Origin of the sequence: Sphingomonas yabuuchiae, from assembly GCF_001477495.1 — a bacterium.
Lineage (GTDB): Bacteria > Pseudomonadota > Alphaproteobacteria > Sphingomonadales > Sphingomonadaceae > Sphingomonas > Sphingomonas yabuuchiae_A.
Map to the genome: position 1 here is coordinate 85,721 of NZ_LDTF01000009.1, position 15,710 is coordinate 101,430.

A 15,710-nucleotide genomic window follows, 5' to 3' on the forward strand; every position below is an offset into this window, starting at 1 on the left:
GATTCCGGATGCGTCTGTTGCCCGCTTGCTCCGCGCTGTTCGCCATCCTGCTGTCCGCGCCTGCCTCGGCAGAGATGGCTGCCACGCCCTGCTGCCGGACTCTGGGCGAGGTGCGCACCAATATCGACCGGATCGACGACCAGATTCTGCGTCTAATGGCCGAGCGGTCGCGCTATGTGGCGCAGGCCGGGCGCTTCAAGACCTCCGCCGCTACGGTGCGGGACGATGCGCGGATTCGCCAGATCTTGGCGCGCATCCGGGCCAAGGCGGTAGAGGCGGGTATCAGCCCCGACGTGGCCGAGGCGACCTTCCGCACGATGGTCGAGGGGTTCACGGCGGAGGAAGCGCGGCAGAAGCGGCAGTAGGACATCATCCTCCCCGATACGGGGAGGGGGACCATGCGTAGCATGGTGGAGGGGGCGTGCGGCGAGGCGCAGCCTCTATGGAAGCCCCCCTCCGTCAGGCCTGTGGCCTGCCACCTCCCCGTACCGGGGAGGATTTTAGTTCATGTCATCCCACAGGATCATGATCGGCGCGTCGATGCCCAGCACGGCATGGACCGGGCAGGCCGCCGCCGCCGCTTCCAGCCTTTTGCGCTGCGCCGCATCGTACTGCCCCGGCACCCGCACCGTCACGCCCAGCGTCGTGATCCGACGCGGCGCATTCCCCATTTCCTTGGTGACGGTCGCGGTCGCACCCGCCATTTCCAGCCTGGCGACACGGCCTGCCATCGCCATGATGCTCAGGACGCACCCGCCCAGCGATACCGACAGCAGGTCGCTGGCCGAGAAATTCTCGCCAAGGCCGCCCAGTTCTGGCGATGCATCCATGACCAGCACCGCGCCATTGTCGGGATGGGCGACATGACAGCGCAGGCCACCTTCGTAATGAACGACGAAATCCGCCACCGCGCTTACCCGCTGTTGCGCAGGGCTGTCGCGATGCCGTTGATCGACAGCAATATGCCCTCGCCGATGCGCGGATCGTCCTCGCCCGCGCGGTGGCGCTTCATCAACTCGATCTGCAGCAGGTTCAGCGGCTCGATATAGGGCAGGCGCAGGCGGATCGATGCCTCCAGCGCCGGATTGTCGGACAGCAGACGCGTCTGGCCGGTGACGGTCAGCAGGCCGTCGCGCGCGCGGTGCCAGCCGTCATGGATTCGCCCGAAGATCGCGTCGCGAAGGCCCTCGTCCTCGACCAGCCCGGCATAGCGCCGCGCGATGCCGATGTCCGACTTGGCGAGCACCATCTCCATATTCGCCAGCGTGGCGGCGAAGAAGGGCCAGTGCTTCGCCATCTCGGCGAGCAGCGCCTTGTCCTCGAAATTCGCGATGGCCGTGCCGACGCCGTACCAGCCAGGCAGCATCACCCGCGCTTGCGCCCAGCTGAACACCCAGGGAATGGCGCGCAGATCCTCGATCGCGTCGGATTTCTTGCGGCTGGCCGGGCGACTGCCGATCTTCAGGCCCGCAATCTCGGCGATCGGGGTCATCTGGCGGAAGAAGGTGCGGAAGCCCTCGGTACCATAGACCAGCCCGCGATAGGTGGTGAAGGCGGTGGCCGACAGCGCCTCCATCGCCGCGGTGAAGCGCGCGGTGTCCGCCGCCGACAGCCGGTCGGGCTCGAGGCTGGCGAGCAGCGTCGCCGATGCCATGGCCTCCAGATTGGTTAGCGCCGAATCGCGGGTGCCGTATTTGCCGGCGATCACCTCGCCCTGTTCGGTGATGCGGATGCGGCCCTGGACCGTGCCGTGCGGCTGGGCGCGGATCGCGGCAAAGGCGCTGCCGCCGCCGCGCCCGACCGCGCCGCCGCGTCCGTGGAACAGCTGCATCCTGACGCCGAGTTCGTCGAAGACCGGGCAGAACGCGCTCGACGCCTTGGACAGCGACCAGGTGGAGGTGAGGTAACCGCCATCCTTGTTCGAATCCGAATAGCCGATCATCACTTCCTGATGGCCCCGCGCCCGGACGATCGCGGCGATCTCCGGCAGCGCAAAATAGGCGCGCATGATCTCCGGCCCTGCCTCCAGATCCTCGATCGTCTCGAACAGCGGCACCGCCATGATCGCGGCAGTGGCGGGCTCGCCGGGGCGGTAAAGGCCGAATTCCTTCAGCATCAGGTTGATTTCGAGCAGGTCGGACACCGACTTGCCCATCGAGACGATATAGTTGGTGATGCACTTCGGGCCATATTTGGCGTGCGCATCGGCGGCGGCCTGGACGATCGCCAGTTCGGAGCGGGTCTCGTCCGAATACTCGGCATAATGGCTGAACAGCGGCCGGGCATTGGCCAGTTCGCGGCGGAGCAGCGCCACGCGCGCATCCTCGTCCAGTGCCAAGTAATCCGCCTCGACCCCGGCGACCTTCAGCAGCTCGGCGACGACGCGTTCATGCACCGCCGAATTCTGCCGCAGGTCGAGCGTGGCGAGGTGGAAGCCGAACGTCTCGACCGCGCGGATCAGACGGCCCAGCGCCCCACCACCCGCCAGCGCACCGTCGCCCTGTGCCGCGAGGCCGCGGGCGATCGCGACCAGATCGGTGCGTAAGCTCTTGGGGTCGGGATAGGGCGCGCCGGTCAGGCGGCCGGGGCGCGGTGGGGTCTTGCCGGTCAGCGTCTGATGCGTGGCCGAAAGCCGCGCATAAATACCCGACAGCGCACGACGATAGGGTTCGTCGGAGCGGCTGAGCGCCTCGTCGCCGCTGGCATCGGCGAGCGCCAGCACCGCCTCGTCGACCTGCGCATGACCGGTCGAGATGGACAGTTCTGCGCCCAGCGCGTGGACGCCCTCGCAATAATGGGTCAGTACCGCGTCCGCCGCCTGCGCGAGCGCGGTGGTCAGCGACTCGGCGGTGACGAAGGGATTGCCGTCGCGGTCGCCGCCGATCCAAGAGCCGGGGCGAAGGAAGGCGGGCACGCGCGCGCCGAACGCCTTGTCCCAGCGCTGGTACAAGGCGGGCAGGACGGGCAGGAACACATCGCGCAGATAGGACAGCGCCGTCTCCACCTCGTCGGTGACGTAGAGCCGTTCGCGGCGCAGCACGCGCGTCTGCCACAGGAGTGCGATCTGGCGACCGATCGCCGCCTCGACATCGTCGCCATCGGGGGTCACCGCCCGGCCCGCGTCGCGCATCGCCAGCAGTTCGGCGATGCGGTTGCGGTGGTCGATCATGCTCTTGCGCCGCACCTCGGTCGGGTGCGCGGTCAGGACGGGCACGACCAGCGCCTGCGCCAGCAATTCCATCGCAGCGTCGCGGTCGATCCCCTGTTGGGACAGCGTCGCCAGCACCTCGGCAATGTCGGTGCCCGGCTCGCGCGCGATACCCTGCCGGTCCTCGGCCAGGTTGGCGAGCATTGAGAACAGCATGAACCCGCGCACGAAATCGAGCGTCTCGTCGAGCGCGAGGCGTTCCAGCTGGAGATCGACCGAACCGTCCTCCCCCAGCCCACGATAGCGATCGACCGAGGCGCGGCGGATCGCCTCGGTCGCCTCGAACAGCGCGTCACCGCCATAACGGCGGATCACATCGCCGAGCTGCGCGCCCAGGAAGCGGATATCGGCATTGTTGGCGATCGGAGGCAAAGTCGTCATGGGCGCTATTGCTGCAACGCAATAGGGTAGGCGTCAACCGATTGTGCCGGGTAATTTTGGTATAATATCGAGGCCGAATTTTGCGATGATATTACGTGGTGGTTTGAGTTGGCTGGCGAAGAACGGGGCTGTCGGGCTACATCCGTCCCGCAGCATTGGACAAAGGGGGCACGCGTCATTTGAGAATCGGGATGGGTGTCGCCGCAGGTATTGGCTTCTGGCTTTTGGCCCAGGCGCTGGCCTTCGGGCTGGCGGGAGCAAGACATGGCAGGGGCGGCGCATCGGCATTGTCGGTTCCGTTGGCCATCCTCTATCCGCTGGCCTGTGTCCGCACGAGATCGTCACGGCGCGTGGCGCGGGCGATGGCCGCGACCCCCGCCCCGTTATGGGGGTGGTTCGGCTTATGGATCGCCTGGCAGATTGTGATCTTCGTTCCCGCCTTGTGTCATAAAGCGGGCCGAATGGCCGATGGTGGAGCGCGACGATGATCGGCCTTCTTGTCCTGGCGTTGGCTCTCGTCGCCGATCCGGTGCGAGATGAGGCATCCCGCAAGCGGATCGTGCCGACCCAGGCCGCCTGCGAAGCGTCGTTCGCGCTGATCCGGTCCCAGGTCGCCATGCGGGGTGATCCGGTCATTTATAGCGAATGGACAGAGGCCGACGAGCGGGATTTCGAACCCGGCAACTATCAATGGTCGCCCACGCCCTATGCCAAGGCGCATCATTTGCCGGTGCCGTCAGGTCCAGCCATCACGCGGACCCATCGCCTTCGAAATCTGTGGTTTAGCGCGGTCCATCGATGCCCGTCGATCCGCCGCTTCCTGGATCGGCATCATGTCGCCCATGGTGCCGATGCGGTCGATCGGGTGCTCCGGCGACAGGACGGCAAAGTGACGTTCATCAGCATCGCACTGGCGGCCGTCGACGCCTCGGGTCATCACGCGGTCGTGACGTTCGGATCGACCGGGCTCCACGGCGGCGGAGGCTGGGCGACAACGCTGGTTCGCGATGCCAGGGGCCGGTGGCATGAAGCCTATTCGGCACCGACCTGGATTACGTGACCGGTCTCAGGTGGCCGGCGGACGACAGCCGGGTCGCCTTAGTTCGCGTTCCCCGGCGCGGTCGCCCCGGCACCGGTCGCGACCGGATTGCTGGGCGTAGCAGGCCGCTCTGTCCGCGACGCTTCGCGCTCCTCCGAGGTGACGGTGCCGTCGCGGTTCAGGTCCATCCGGTCGAACCGCGCAAGCATCCCTTCGAAGAACTCACTCTCGGTGATCTCGCCGTCCTTGTTGCGATCCAGCTCCCACAGGCGCGAATTGGTCGTGGGCATTTCATCGGCGGTGATGATGTCGTTGCCGTCGCGGTCCAGTTCGCGGAAGCGGCGCGCCATCATGCTGCCGAAGTCGATGCGGCTGGTGACGGAGGGCGGCACGAAGCCCGCCTTGGCGGCAGCGCGGTCGGCCTCTGCACGGTTCTCCGCCTTCTTGCCACAGGCGGCGGTGGTGGCGGCCAGTGCCATCAATCCCAGGCTGATCAGGCCCTTTGCCCATCCACGCATTCGACACTCCCGCTTCGTTACGCTTCCAGCTCAACGTCCCAATAGAGCCAGTCGTGCCATGTTTCATGCAGATAATTGGGCGGGAAGCTGCGGCCATGTTCCTGTAAATGCCAGTTTGTCGGGCGGATCGGCTCGATATGCAGCGGCATCGCCGCCTGGCGCGGGGTGCGGCCGCCCTTCTTCAGGTTACAGGGCGCGCAGGCGGTGACGACATTTTCCCAGGTGGTGCGGCCGCCTTGCGCGCGCGGGATGACATGGTCGAAGGTTAGGTCGCGATGCGATCCGCAATATTGGCAGGAGAAGCGGTCGCGCAGGAACAGGTTGAAGCGGGTGAAGGCCGGGAATTGCGACGGCTTCACGAATTGCTTGAGCGCGATGACCGAGGGCAGCTTGACCTTGGCGGTCGGGCTGCGCACCTCGCGCTCATAATGGGCGACGATATCCACCCGGTCGAGGAAGACGGCCTTCACCGCAGTCTGCCAGGGCCAGACCGACAGCGGATAATAGGACAGCGGCGTATAGTCCGCATTCAGTACGAGCGCCGGACAACTGTCCGGGTGTCGGATCAAGTCGGGATGAAACACAGCTCCTCCCATCGATGTACGCCGACGCTCTTCGCGCAGGCGCGTGACATGGCTATGACAGCATGGGATTGGAATCGCGGTCAAGGGGGTGGGCGATGAACGGAGCGCCGCGCACTGCGCGTTTCGCGCCCAGCCCGACCGGGCGGCTGCATCTGGGCCATGCGCTGTCGGCGGTGCGTGCATTCGATCTGGCGCGTGCGGGGGGCGGGCGTTTCCTGCTGCGGATCGAGGATATCGACGGCACGCGCAGCCGGCCCGAGCATGTCGATGCGATATTGCGCGATCTGGCATGGCTGGGGCTGGAATGGGACGAGCTGTCCTTCCAGTCGGAGCGGCTCGACCTTTATGCGGCGGCGCAGGCACGGCTGTCGGACCTGCTCTATCCCTGTTTCTGCACCCGCGCCGAGATCGCCGCCAGTCTCTCCGCGCCGCACGGCGCGACGCCGCTCTATCCGGGGACGTGCCGCCATCTGTCACCCGAGACGCGCGCCGCGCGGATGGGGGAGCCGCATAGCTGGCGGCTCGACATGGCGCGCGCCGTGGAAAGGGCCGGGCCGCTGACTTGGCATGACGAGCATGCGGGGGAGGTCGCCGCCGACCCGCTTTCCCATGGCGACGTGATCCTGGCGCGCAAGGATGCCCCCGCCAGCTATCATCTGGCGGTGACGGTCGATGATGCGGCGCAGGGCGTGACCGACGTGGTGCGCGGGTTGGATCTGTTCGACGCCACCCATGTCCACCGACTGCTCCAGGCGCTGCTAGACCTGCCGACGCCGCTCTATCATCACCACCCGCTGATCGTCGGCGTGGACGGCCAGCGTCTGGCCAAGCGGCACGGCGCGCCTGCCCTGGCGGTGATGCGCGAGGCGGGCGAGGATGGCCGTGCCCTGGCCGATGCGCTGCGCCGCAATATGCTTCCCGCTGGATTTCGGCTGGGGGAGGCGTAAGCTCCCGCGCCATGACCACTTTTCTCGTGATCCTGCTGATCGCGGCGATGCTCGCCACCCTGGTCGCGCTGGTGCGCGGCATCATCACCTTTCTTCAGGAGGCGACGGCCGAAGCCAAGGGCGAGGGGCCGACCGCCTCGCAGCTCAAGTCCAACCGGATGATGCAGCAGCGCATCTTCTTCCAGGCGCTGGCGATCACCGTGGTCGTGCTGCTGCTGTTCATGGCGGGCCGGACCTGATCCCTTGGTCAAGCTGACGAAAATCTATACCCGCACCGGCGACGAGGGCACGACCGGGCTGGTCGACGGATCGCGCCGCTCCAAGGCGGAGCCGCGCATGGTCGCGATCGGCGAGGTGGACGAGGCGAACAGCGCGATCGGCGTGGCCCTGCTGTCGGTCGAGGGGCCGCTCGCCGAACGGTTGACGACGATCCAGAACGATTTGTTCGATCTGGGCGCAGATCTCGCCACGCCCGACAAGATCGAGGGGGCGCTGCGCATCGTCCCGGAACAGGTCGCGCGGCTGGAGGCGGAGATCGATGCGATGAACGCGTCGCTGTCGCCGCTGACCAGCTTCATCCTGCCCGGCGGCAGCGCGGCGTCCGCACATCTGCATCTGGCGCGCGCCATCGCCCGGCGGGCCGAGCGCGCCGCCGTCGCGCTGGCCGAGCAGGAAGCGATCAACCCGCCCGCGCTCGCCTATCTCAACCGATTGTCCGATTGGCTTTTTGTTGCCGCGCGCACGATGAACCAAAGCGGCGCATCGGACGTTCTTTGGGTTCCAGGAGGGGCGCGCATGGTACGGTAAGGGGCCGACCGGCGTCTCCATGATCCCGGGGAGCGCCCAATGCCGACCCTCGTCCCGTCCTCTGCGGCGGCCTCTAATTTCGCCGATGGACTAGCATCCCGATACCGGGCGGTACGCGGGCTGACGCTGGCGCTGGCCGAGCCGCTCTCCGACACCGATGCGACCGTCCAGTCGATGCCGGACGCCTCGCCCGCCAAATGGCATATGGCGCATACCACCTGGTTCTTCGAAACCTTCGTGCTGCGCGACCATGTGCCGGATTACGGCCTGCACGACCCGCGTTTCCCCTTTCTCTTCAACAGCTATTATGAGGCGGAGGGAAAGCGTCACGCCCGCCACCGCCGGGGGATGATCACCCGGCCGACGCTGGACGAAGTGCGTGCCTATCGGGCCCATGTCGATGACGCCCTGCTGGCGGCGCTGCCCGACTTGCCCGCCGAGGCGCTCGAACTGGTGGCGCTGGGCTGTCACCACGAGGAGCAGCATCAGGAATTGTTCGTCACCGACATCCTGCACCTCTTTTCCGAAAATCCGCTCGAACCCGCGCTCTACTCGCCCGAGCCCAAGGCCCCCGTCGCCATGCCCGGCCCCATCGGCTGGATCGAGGGCAAGGCCGGGATCGTCGAGGTCGGCCATGACGGACAGGGCTTCGCCTTCGATTGTGAAGGGCCGCGCCATCAGGCGCTGCTGCAACGCCATGCCATCGCCGACCGCACCGTCACCAATGCCGAATGGATGCAGTTCATCGACGATGGCGGCTATCATGATGCACGGCTCTGGCTGTCCGATGGCTGGGCCTGGGTGAAAGGCGAGGGGATCGCCGCGCCGCTCTATTGGGAGCAGCGCGATGGCGGCTGGACCCGGTTCGGGCTCGACGGGCGGCGTCCGATCGATCCGGCCGCACCGGTCACCCATGTCAGCTTCTACGAGGCGGACGCCTTCGCCACCTGGGCGGGGGCGCGCCTGCCGACCGAATTCGAGTGGGAGGCGGCCGCCGCGTCGCAGGACGCATCGGGCGGCAACCAGCTGGACCGTGCGGGCGCGATCGAGCCGCGTCCCTCGGCGGGCGGCCCGGCCTTGTTCGGCGATGTCTGGGAATGGACCGGCAGCGCCTATCGCCCCTATCCCGGCTTCCACCCTGTCGAGGGCGCGGTCGGCGAATATAATGGCAAGTTCATGAACGGGCAGTTCGTCCTGCGCGGCGGCAGCTGCGCGACGCCGCGGGGCCATGCCCGCGCCTGTTACCGCAACTTCTTCTATCCCCATCAGCGCTGGCAGTTCACCGGCGTCCGTTTGGCAAAGGATCTGTAATCATGCTGAAGCCCGAGATCGAGGACGGCCAGATGTCGCTGGCCGACCCTGCCTTTCGCGCCGACGTCCTCGCCGGACTGGAGCGTCGTCCGCGCGCCATCCCGGCGCGCTGGTTCTACGACCGCAAGGGGTCCGAGCTGTTCGAGGCGATCACCGACCTGCCGGAATATTACCCGACGCGGACCGAGACGACGATCCTGAAGACCATGTGCCCTGATCTAGCCGCGCATGTCGGCAAGGGGCGCGCGGTGGTCGAGTTCGGCTCGGGCTCCTCGACCAAGACGCCGGTCCTGCTGCGCTGTGTCGAACCTTCGGCCTATGTGCCGATCGACATTTCGGGCGACTTCCTGCGCGAATCCGCGCGCGGGCTGCAACAGGCATTTCCCGACCTGCCCATCCATCCGCTGGAGGGCGATTTCATGCGCCCGCTGACGCTGCCCGCGATGGTGGCGGATGCCCCCAAACTGGGATTCTTCCCCGGCTCGACCATCGGCAACATGACGCCCGCCATGGCGACCGACCTGCTGCGCGCGATGCGGGGCTCGCTGGGCGAAGGCGCGATGCTGCTGATCGGCATGGACCGGACCAAGCCCAGCGAGGTGCTGGTCCCCGCCTATGACGATGCGCAGGGCGTGACGGCGGCGTTCAACCGCAACCTGCTCGACCGGATCAACCGCGAGCTGGACGGCACCATCCCGGTCGACGCCTTCCGCCACCGTGCGATCTGGAACGACGACCGCTCGCGGATCGAGATGCATCTGGCGGCGCAGCAGGATGTCGACTTCACCATCGAAGGCCGCCCCTTCGCCATGGCGGCGGGCGAGACGATCCATACCGAGAACAGCCATAAATATGGCCCGCGCGATGCCAAGATCCTGCTGCGGGCGGGGGGCTGGACTCCGGTGATGGACTGGACGGATCCGGACCAGCTGTTTTCGGTCTATCTGGCCGAGGCGCAGTCGGCTCGGCTTGCGCCATGAACCTTTTGTCGTGAAAGCCCGATGAAAATCTGATTTTTGTTAGGTTCGTGCGTCTTTTTGTCGGGATCGACGTTTTGACTTCTGGTTCGGCTAAGACCCTGCCCCCCGGTAGGCCTTGGCGCGATCTCCACGGCACGTACTTCTGATCGTTACGCTATAACAGAAGAGATGGCCGCTGGTTCCTGATCGGGAGGAGCATGATGACGGAAAGCGCACAACTGCTCGACGCGTTCGATGCACGGGTCGAGCGCCGCAATATGCGGCGCGAATTCTTCAAGACGGCGATGGGCGCGGCAGCCGCCGGCGTGACCGCCTTTTCCCTGGCGGGCAAGGCCGGGGCCCAGTCGACGATCACCGACACCGACATCCTGAACTTTGCGTTGAACCTCGAATATCTTGAGGCGCAGTTCTATGCCTTCGCTGCCAACGGCACCGGCCTGGCCTCCAGCCAGTTGACCGGCACCGGCACCCAGGGTGCCGTGACCGGCGGCCAGCAGGTCAATTTCGCGACCGGCAGCGCCGACGACGCGCTTGTCGGGCAATATGCCCGCGAGATCGCGGCGGACGAGGCGGCCCATGTCGCCTTCCTGCGCACCGCGCTGGGCAGTGCGGCGGTCGCGCAACCCGCGATCAACATCTCGGGCGATGCCAATGGTCCGTTCACGGCGGCGGCGCTGGCCGCGGGCGTGATCACCAGCGGCACCTTCAACCCGTACAGCTCGCCCACCGCCTTCCTGCTGGGAGCGTACATCTTCGAGGATGTCGGCGTGACCGCCTATAAGGGCGCTTCGCCCCTGATCAGCAACAAGACCTTCCTGCAGGCCGCCGCAGGCATTCTGGCGGTCGAGGCCTATCACGCCGCGATCGTGCGCACGACGCTTTATGCCCGTGGCTATGCCGACCCCAATCCGGAATCGTCGCTCATCACCGCGGCAGGCAAGATTTCGGACGCGCGCGACAGCCTGGACGGTTCGAGCGACCTCGACCAGGGGATCGCCCAGACGATGGTCAACGGACAGCTGGTGTCCAACATCGTGCCGCTCGACACGAACGGCATCGCGTTCAGTCGCTCGCCCGGTCAGGTGCTCAACATCGTGTACCTGAACAAGGCGGCCGCCACGCTGGGCGGGTTCTTCCCGGCCGGCGTCAACGGCAATCTGCGCGCGAGCGTGGCGAACTGATCCCCTTTTTCCTCCTCTGGAGAGGATTTGAATCATGAGCGAAGAACGCTGCATTCTCGAGGTTATCGAAGAAGCCTCCGCCAAGCGCCGGTCCGATCGTCGCCGTTTCATGCGTATGGCCGCCGGGGCTGGCGCCGTCGGCGGCCTGGCGATGCTGGGCGCCTGCGGTGACAATGGCGACAACGTCATCGTCGTGCCCACGCCGACGCCCACCACCACCCCGACCGGCTCGGTGACGGATGCCGATGTGCTGAACTTCGCGCTCCAGCTCGAATATCTGGAAGCGCAATTCTACAGCTACGCCGCCTTCGGTGCGGGCCTGTCCTCGTCGCTGCTCGGCGGCATGGGCTCGCAAGGCTCGGTCGCGATCAACACCAGCGCCACCAATGGTGCGGGCCAGCCGCGTCAGGTCCAGTTCAAGGACCCGATCGTGGCGCAATATGCGCGCGAGATCGCCTATGACGAGATCGCCCATGTCACCTTCCTGCGCACGGCGCTGGGCAGTGCGGCGGTGGCGCAGCCCGCGATCAACCTGTCGGGCGACGCCAACGGCGCGTTCACGGCGGCGGCGGTCGCGGCGGGCGTCATCAGCAGCGGATCGACCTTCGACCCTTACGCCTCGGACGAGAATTTCCTGCTCGGCGCGTTCCTGTTCGAAGATGTCGGCGTCACCGCCTATATGGGCGGCGTCACCCTGCTGACCAACAAGACCTTTGTCGAGGCGGCGGCGGGCATCCACGCGGCCGAGGCCTATCACGCCGGTCTGGTCCGCACGACGCTGTACCGCAAGGGACTGAGCACCGCGTCGCTGATCACCAATGCGGGCAAGATCTCGGACGCGCGTGACAGCCTGGACGGCTCGACCGATCTCGACCAGGGCCTGGTGGCGACGGTGAACGGCGCGCAGGTGGCGAACCTGGTTCCCGCCGATTCCAACGCCATCGCCTTTGTCCGCACGCCCGGCCAAGTGCTGAATGTCGTGTACCTCAACAAGGCGGCGGTGAACGGCGGCGGCTTCTTCCCCAGCGGCCTGAACGGCACTGTCCGCACCAGCGCAGCCAGCGGCTAAAACCCCCTCCCAAGGTCCCCTCCAAGGGCCGTATGCCCCGATCGGTCGCTAGTCCCCTGGCCGGTCGGGGCATTTTGTATGCATCACGGGGCTGATCCACGTTCACGCAAAACCGCTTCTTATCCGCCGCGAACTCGCTTATGACGGGTCCATCCCCGGGGGAGCGCTGGCCTGCGCTTGAGAGGGGGGCAAGAGCCCCCGACCCGCTGAACCTGATCCGGCTGACACCGGCGTAGGGAGGGAGCGGCCCCATCTCTCATGGTCCGTTTCCTCCGCATGGAGTGGACAACTATGGCAGATATCCCCGCAAAGGCCGAAATCGGCGTGACCACCGGCCCCATTCGTGGCTCGAAGAAGATTCACGTCGGCCCGCTGAACGTCGCGATGCGCGAAATTCATCTCGACCCCTCCTCGGGCGAGCCGCCGCTGCGCGTGTACGACACCAGCGGCGCCTATACCGACCCGAATGCCCGCATCGACATCATGGCGGGCCTGCCGCAGATCCGTCGCAACTGGATCGAGGGACGCGGCGATGTCGAGGCCTATGACGGTCGCGAGATCCGCCCCGAGGACAACGGCCAGCTCGGCCCCGACCGGTCCGGCGGCGTGCCGCAATTCCCGCGCACCGGGCTGAACCGTCCGCTGCGGGCCAAGCCCGGCATGAACGTCAGCCAGATGCACTATGCGCGGCGCGGCATCATCACGCCCGAGATGGAATATGTCGCGACCCGCGAAAATCTGGGCCGCGAGATGCTGAAGGAGTATGTCCGCGACGGCGAGAGCTTCGGTGCGAGCATCCCCGATTACGTCACGCCCGAATTCGTCCGCGACGAAGTGGCGCGCGGCCGGGCGATCATCCCCAACAACATCAACCACCCCGAATCCGAGCCGATGGCGATCGGCCGCAACTTCCTGGTCAAGATCAACGCCAATATCGGCAATTCGGCGGTCGCCTCCAACGTCGCCTCCGAAGTCGACAAGCTGGTCTGGTCGATCCGCTGGGGCGCGGACACGGTCATGGACCTGTCGACGGGGCGCAACATCCACGACACGCGCGAGTGGATCATCCGCAACTCGCCGGTGCCGATCGGCACGGTGCCTATCTATCAGGCGCTGGAAAAGGTCGGCGGCATCGCCGAGGAACTGACTTGGGAAATCTTCCGCGACACGCTGATTGAACAGGCTGAGCAGGGCGTCGACTATTTCACCATCCATGCGGGCGTGCGCCTGCCCTATATCCCGCTGACCGCCAAGCGGGTGACCGGCATCGTGTCGCGCGGCGGCTCGATCATGGCGAAATGGTGCCTGGCGCATCACAAGGAGTCGTTCCTCTACGAACGCTTCGACGAGATCACCGAGATCATGAAGGCGTACGACATCGCCTATTCGCTGGGCGACGGCCTGCGTCCCGGTGCCATCGCCGACGCCAATGACGAAGCGCAGTTCGCCGAGCTCTACACGCTGGGCGAGCTGACCAAGCGCGCCTGGGCGCAGGACGTGCAGGTGATGATCGAAGGCCCCGGCCATGTGCCGATGCACAAGATCAAGCAGAATATGGACAAGCAGCTGGAGGCGTGCGGCGAGGCGCCCTTCTACACGCTCGGGCCGCTAACGACCGATATCGCGCCGGGATACGACCATATCACCAGTGGCATCGGTGCCGCGATGATCGGCTGGTACGGCACGGCGATGCTCTGCTACGTCACGCCCAAGGAGCATCTGGGCCTGCCCGACCGCGACGACGTGAAGGTCGGCGTGGTGACCTATAAGCTCGCCGCCCACGCCGCCGACCTCGCCAAGGGACACCCCGCCGCCAAGATGCGCGACGACGCACTGTCACGGGCGCGGTTCGAATTCCGCTGGCGCGACCAGTTCAACCTGTCGCTCGATCCCGACACGGCGGAATCCTACCACGACCAGACGCTCCCGGCGGAAGGCGCCAAGACCGCCCATTTCTGTTCGATGTGCGGTCCGAAATTCTGCTCGATGAAAATCACGCAGGAGGTTCGGGAATTCGCGGCCAAGCAGAACGCGCCGGTCGAAACCTTCGTCGCGGCCGAGGATGCCGAGGCGGGGATGCAGGAAATGAGCGAGAAATTCCGCGAGAAGGGCGGGGAGGTTTACCTTCCAGCGGAGTGATGAAAGCGGGCCGCACTAGCAGGGTGCGGCCTCAAATTCCCACCTCCGTTCAGCCTGACCGAAGTCGAAGGCGACGCCCAGCACGAGAATTTCGCGTTCTCAAAAGATTGGCGGAATGGTCGCTGTCTAGGCTTTGCGTCCGTGGCTAGGTCCAGTCGACATTCAAGCGGAGGAGTGTCCTACTATCGATAGGGCGACACCCCTCCGTCAGGCCTGACGGCCTGCCACCTCCCCTGCCAGGGGAGGAATGTCGATCCGTCCTGTTCCTTCGCTCAATCTGGCACACCAATGATCCAATACTAAGAAAATTTGCAGATAACTGGTGGATGTGGCCCTGCGTTTGCGTGTAGCTTGAGACTACAGGGCAGGGGGGACAATGCTTCAAGTAGCGACGGCGGGGGTGACGGCTCTTGCGCAGGTTTACGGGTTTTCCGATGCCTCCAGCTTCGTCTCAAGCCATATCGAAACCCTCAAGGGGCTAGACAACGCGCTGTTGAGCCGGTGCGGACATGTCTTGGAAGCAGTTCAGATTGGCTTCGGTGTAGGCTCCGATAATGGCCTGATGCTGATCGGTCTGGGAAGGACACTCCTGGGTGCCTGAGCGATGCCGGTTGCAGGGACCGCTTCTCTTGCCAACCCCGTCATGATGACGTGCGCTGCCATCGGTGCGATTCATTATGGTTGGAATGCCTTGAGCGAAGACGAACGCGCCAAGGTTCTCGACACGGTGGCAGACGCCTTTGCCGCTGGACGGCAACTTATCAAGGCGGTGGCCGACTTTGCCGTCGACACCATCAAGGCTCTACTATCCAAGGAAAATCTTGCGGAACTCAAGCGTATGGTAGGAGACGCGGCTGCGACGTTCGGCCGACGGCTGGGTGATATTACGCGGACGATTGCGGATCGGGCGGCGGACGTGCGGAATATTGCCACGGGGCGCGCCTCCTCGATCATCAGCGCACTTCCGAAACGCTTGCCATTTCGGAATCCACCAGAGTCGACTTAAGCGACGCGCGCCAAGCGGGGGCTGGAAATCGTCTTTTTGATCGCTGCCCATTCGCTGGCCGACACCAGCACCGCGCCTTCGCCACGCTCAAGCGTGATCGCCAATGGCGCGCGGTCGGCGACGACCTTGTCGATCATCGCCTCCAGATTTTCGGACGCTTCGGCGTAGGAGACGGCTTGCATGAGCCGAAGCTCTCCTACTGCTTCCCGAACGTCAACCCTTACCGCTTCCGCACAAACTCCGCGCGCAGGACCAAGCCCTTGATCCCGTCGAACTTGCAGTCGATTTCCTGCGCGTCGCCGGTCAGGCGGATCGACTTGATGAGAGTGCCGCGCTTCAGTGTCTGGCCTGCGCCCTTGACGGTCAGGTCCTTGATCAGCGTCACCTGATCCCCGTCGTTCAGCACATTGCCGACCGAGTCCCGCACCACGACCGCGTCATCGTCGTTGGTCGCTCCGCCCCTGGCGGCGGCGTCGGCTGCGCTGATCCATTCGCCGGTCGCTTCGTCATACACATAGTCGTCGTCGGCCATCGCCCGAA

18 protein-coding genes and 1 riboswitch are annotated in these 15,710 nt (G+C 65.7%); of the genes, 12 read left to right on the plus strand and 6 right to left on the minus strand.

Going from position 1 to position 15,710, the window contains the following annotated elements:
• The first annotated feature begins 8 nt into the window (after nucleotides 1–8).
• Nucleotides 9–365: a chorismate mutase gene (locus NS355_RS03495; RefSeq protein WP_058744409.1), complete on the plus strand. Its 357-nt coding sequence runs from the start codon at nucleotides 9–11 to the stop codon at nucleotides 363–365.
• A 135-nt stretch (nucleotides 366–500) separates the two neighbouring features.
• Here NS355_RS03495 and NS355_RS03500 read toward each other — a convergent pair whose 3' ends face one another.
• Together NS355_RS03500 and ppc are read right to left on the minus strand one after the other, a co-directional pair.
• A complete protein-coding gene (locus NS355_RS03500; RefSeq protein WP_058744410.1) occupies nucleotides 501–908 on the minus strand; it encodes an OsmC family protein in 408 nt (135 codons plus the stop codon).
• Between the two features lie 5 nt (nucleotides 909–913).
• Nucleotides 914–3,589, minus strand: a complete 2,676-nt coding sequence (gene ppc, locus NS355_RS03505) for a phosphoenolpyruvate carboxylase (protein WP_058744411.1) — start codon at nucleotides 3,587–3,589, stop codon at nucleotides 914–916.
• 484 nt (nucleotides 3,590–4,073) lie between these two features.
• Here ppc and NS355_RS03510 point away from each other — a divergent pair, with 484 nt between their 5' ends.
• Complete coding sequence (locus tag NS355_RS03510; RefSeq protein ID WP_058744412.1) at nucleotides 4,074–4,649, plus strand: hypothetical protein; 576 nt, start codon at nucleotides 4,074–4,076, stop codon at nucleotides 4,647–4,649.
• Nucleotides 4,650–4,687: 38 nt separating this feature from the next.
• On the opposite strand, the gene NS355_RS03515 is transcribed toward NS355_RS03510, so the two are convergent.
• Entirely contained in the window at nucleotides 4,688–5,146 is a 459-nt protein-coding gene (locus NS355_RS03515) for a hypothetical protein (protein ID WP_058744413.1), read from the minus strand.
• A 17-nt stretch (nucleotides 5,147–5,163) separates the two neighbouring features.
• Entirely contained in the window at nucleotides 5,164–5,730 is a 567-nt protein-coding gene (locus NS355_RS03520; RefSeq protein WP_042485172.1) for an HNH endonuclease, read from the minus strand.
• A 95-nt stretch (nucleotides 5,731–5,825) separates the two neighbouring features.
• Here NS355_RS03520 and gluQRS point away from each other — a divergent pair, with 95 nt between their 5' ends.
• From gluQRS to NS355_RS03570, 10 genes are all read left to right on the plus strand, one after another.
• Nucleotides 5,826–6,677: a tRNA glutamyl-Q(34) synthetase GluQRS gene (gene gluQRS, locus NS355_RS03525; protein ID WP_058744414.1), complete on the plus strand. Its 852-nt coding sequence runs from the start codon at nucleotides 5,826–5,828 to the stop codon at nucleotides 6,675–6,677.
• An 11-nt stretch (nucleotides 6,678–6,688) separates the two neighbouring features.
• Nucleotides 6,689–6,916: a twin transmembrane helix small protein gene (locus NS355_RS03530; RefSeq protein ID WP_056435854.1), complete on the plus strand. Its 228-nt coding sequence runs from the start codon at nucleotides 6,689–6,691 to the stop codon at nucleotides 6,914–6,916.
• Nucleotides 6,917–6,920: 4 nt separating this feature from the next.
• The gene (locus NS355_RS03535) at nucleotides 6,921–7,484 is read left to right on the plus strand and encodes a cob(I)yrinic acid a,c-diamide adenosyltransferase (protein WP_058744415.1); all 564 of its coding nucleotides are present in this window, start codon (nucleotides 6,921–6,923) and stop codon (nucleotides 7,482–7,484) included.
• Between the two features lie 39 nt (nucleotides 7,485–7,523).
• Nucleotides 7,524–8,795 (plus strand): ergothioneine biosynthesis protein EgtB, encoded by a 1,272-nt coding sequence (gene egtB / locus NS355_RS03540; protein WP_058744416.1) that lies wholly within the window; start codon nucleotides 7,524–7,526, stop codon nucleotides 8,793–8,795.
• Nucleotides 8,796–8,797: 2 nt separating this feature from the next.
• Entirely contained in the window at nucleotides 8,798–9,775 is a 978-nt protein-coding gene (egtD, locus tag NS355_RS03545; protein ID WP_058744417.1) for an L-histidine N(alpha)-methyltransferase, read from the plus strand.
• Nucleotides 9,776–9,975: 200 nt separating this feature from the next.
• The gene (locus NS355_RS03550; protein ID WP_058744472.1) at nucleotides 9,976–10,956 is read left to right on the plus strand and encodes a ferritin-like domain-containing protein; all 981 of its coding nucleotides are present in this window, start codon (nucleotides 9,976–9,978) and stop codon (nucleotides 10,954–10,956) included.
• A gap of 34 nt (nucleotides 10,957–10,990) precedes the next feature.
• Complete coding sequence (locus NS355_RS03555; RefSeq protein WP_058744418.1) at nucleotides 10,991–12,025, plus strand: ferritin-like domain-containing protein; 1,035 nt, start codon at nucleotides 10,991–10,993, stop codon at nucleotides 12,023–12,025.
• Nucleotides 12,026–12,177: 152 nt separating this feature from the next.
• Nucleotides 12,178–12,268, plus strand: a riboswitch (TPP riboswitch).
• 48 nt (nucleotides 12,269–12,316) lie between these two features.
• Nucleotides 12,317–14,164 carry a phosphomethylpyrimidine synthase ThiC gene (gene thiC, locus NS355_RS03560; protein WP_058744419.1) on the plus strand — a complete coding sequence of 616 codons (1,848 nt, stop codon included), beginning with the start codon at nucleotides 12,317–12,319 and terminating at the stop codon, nucleotides 14,162–14,164.
• A 376-nt stretch (nucleotides 14,165–14,540) separates the two neighbouring features.
• Complete coding sequence (locus NS355_RS03565; RefSeq protein WP_058744420.1) at nucleotides 14,541–14,765, plus strand: hypothetical protein; 225 nt, start codon at nucleotides 14,541–14,543, stop codon at nucleotides 14,763–14,765.
• Between the two features lie 90 nt (nucleotides 14,766–14,855).
• Nucleotides 14,856–15,170 (plus strand): hypothetical protein, encoded by a 315-nt coding sequence (locus NS355_RS03570; RefSeq protein WP_153008027.1) that lies wholly within the window; start codon nucleotides 14,856–14,858, stop codon nucleotides 15,168–15,170.
• On the opposite strand, the gene NS355_RS03575 is transcribed toward NS355_RS03570, so the two are convergent.
• Together NS355_RS03575 and NS355_RS03580 are read right to left on the minus strand one after the other, a co-directional pair.
• Nucleotides 15,167–15,352: a type II toxin-antitoxin system Phd/YefM family antitoxin gene (locus tag NS355_RS03575; protein WP_058744422.1), complete on the minus strand. Its 186-nt coding sequence runs from the start codon at nucleotides 15,350–15,352 to the stop codon at nucleotides 15,167–15,169. The genes NS355_RS03570 and NS355_RS03575 overlap by 4 nt on opposite strands.
• A 38-nt stretch (nucleotides 15,353–15,390) precedes the next feature.
• Nucleotides 15,391–15,702, minus strand: coding sequence for an alkylphosphonate utilization protein (locus NS355_RS03580; RefSeq protein ID WP_058744423.1), 312 nt, complete (start codon nucleotides 15,700–15,702; stop codon nucleotides 15,391–15,393).
• Between the last annotated feature and the right edge of the window lie 8 nt (nucleotides 15,703–15,710).

Coding starts and splice junctions, on each gene's coding strand:
- egtB (WP_058744416.1), top strand. CDS start 7,524: ATGCCGACCCTCGTCCCGTCCTCTGCGGCGGCCTCTAATTTCGCCGAT.
- NS355_RS03510 (WP_058744412.1), top strand. CDS start 4,074: ATGATCGGCCTTCTTGTCCTGGCGTTGGCTCTCGTCGCCGATCCGGTG.
- NS355_RS03575 (WP_058744422.1), bottom strand. CDS start 15,352: ATGCAAGCCGTCTCCTACGCCGAAGCGTCCGAAAATCTGGAGGCGATG.
- NS355_RS03530 (WP_056435854.1), top strand. CDS start 6,689: ATGACCACTTTTCTCGTGATCCTGCTGATCGCGGCGATGCTCGCCACC.
- egtD (WP_058744417.1), top strand. CDS start 8,798: ATGCTGAAGCCCGAGATCGAGGACGGCCAGATGTCGCTGGCCGACCCT.
- gluQRS (WP_058744414.1), top strand. CDS start 5,826: ATGAACGGAGCGCCGCGCACTGCGCGTTTCGCGCCCAGCCCGACCGGG.
- NS355_RS03565 (WP_058744420.1), top strand. CDS start 14,541: ATGCTTCAAGTAGCGACGGCGGGGGTGACGGCTCTTGCGCAGGTTTAC.
- NS355_RS03515 (WP_058744413.1), bottom strand. CDS start 5,146: ATGCGTGGATGGGCAAAGGGCCTGATCAGCCTGGGATTGATGGCACTG.
- ppc (WP_058744411.1), bottom strand. CDS start 3,589: ATGACGACTTTGCCTCCGATCGCCAACAATGCCGATATCCGCTTCCTG.
- NS355_RS03495 (WP_058744409.1), top strand. CDS start 9: ATGCGTCTGTTGCCCGCTTGCTCCGCGCTGTTCGCCATCCTGCTGTCC.
- NS355_RS03580 (WP_058744423.1), bottom strand. CDS start 15,702: ATGGCCGACGACGACTATGTGTATGACGAAGCGACCGGCGAATGGATC.
- thiC (WP_058744419.1), top strand. CDS start 12,317: ATGGCAGATATCCCCGCAAAGGCCGAAATCGGCGTGACCACCGGCCCC.
- NS355_RS03550 (WP_058744472.1), top strand. CDS start 9,976: ATGACGGAAAGCGCACAACTGCTCGACGCGTTCGATGCACGGGTCGAG.
- NS355_RS03555 (WP_058744418.1), top strand. CDS start 10,991: ATGAGCGAAGAACGCTGCATTCTCGAGGTTATCGAAGAAGCCTCCGCC.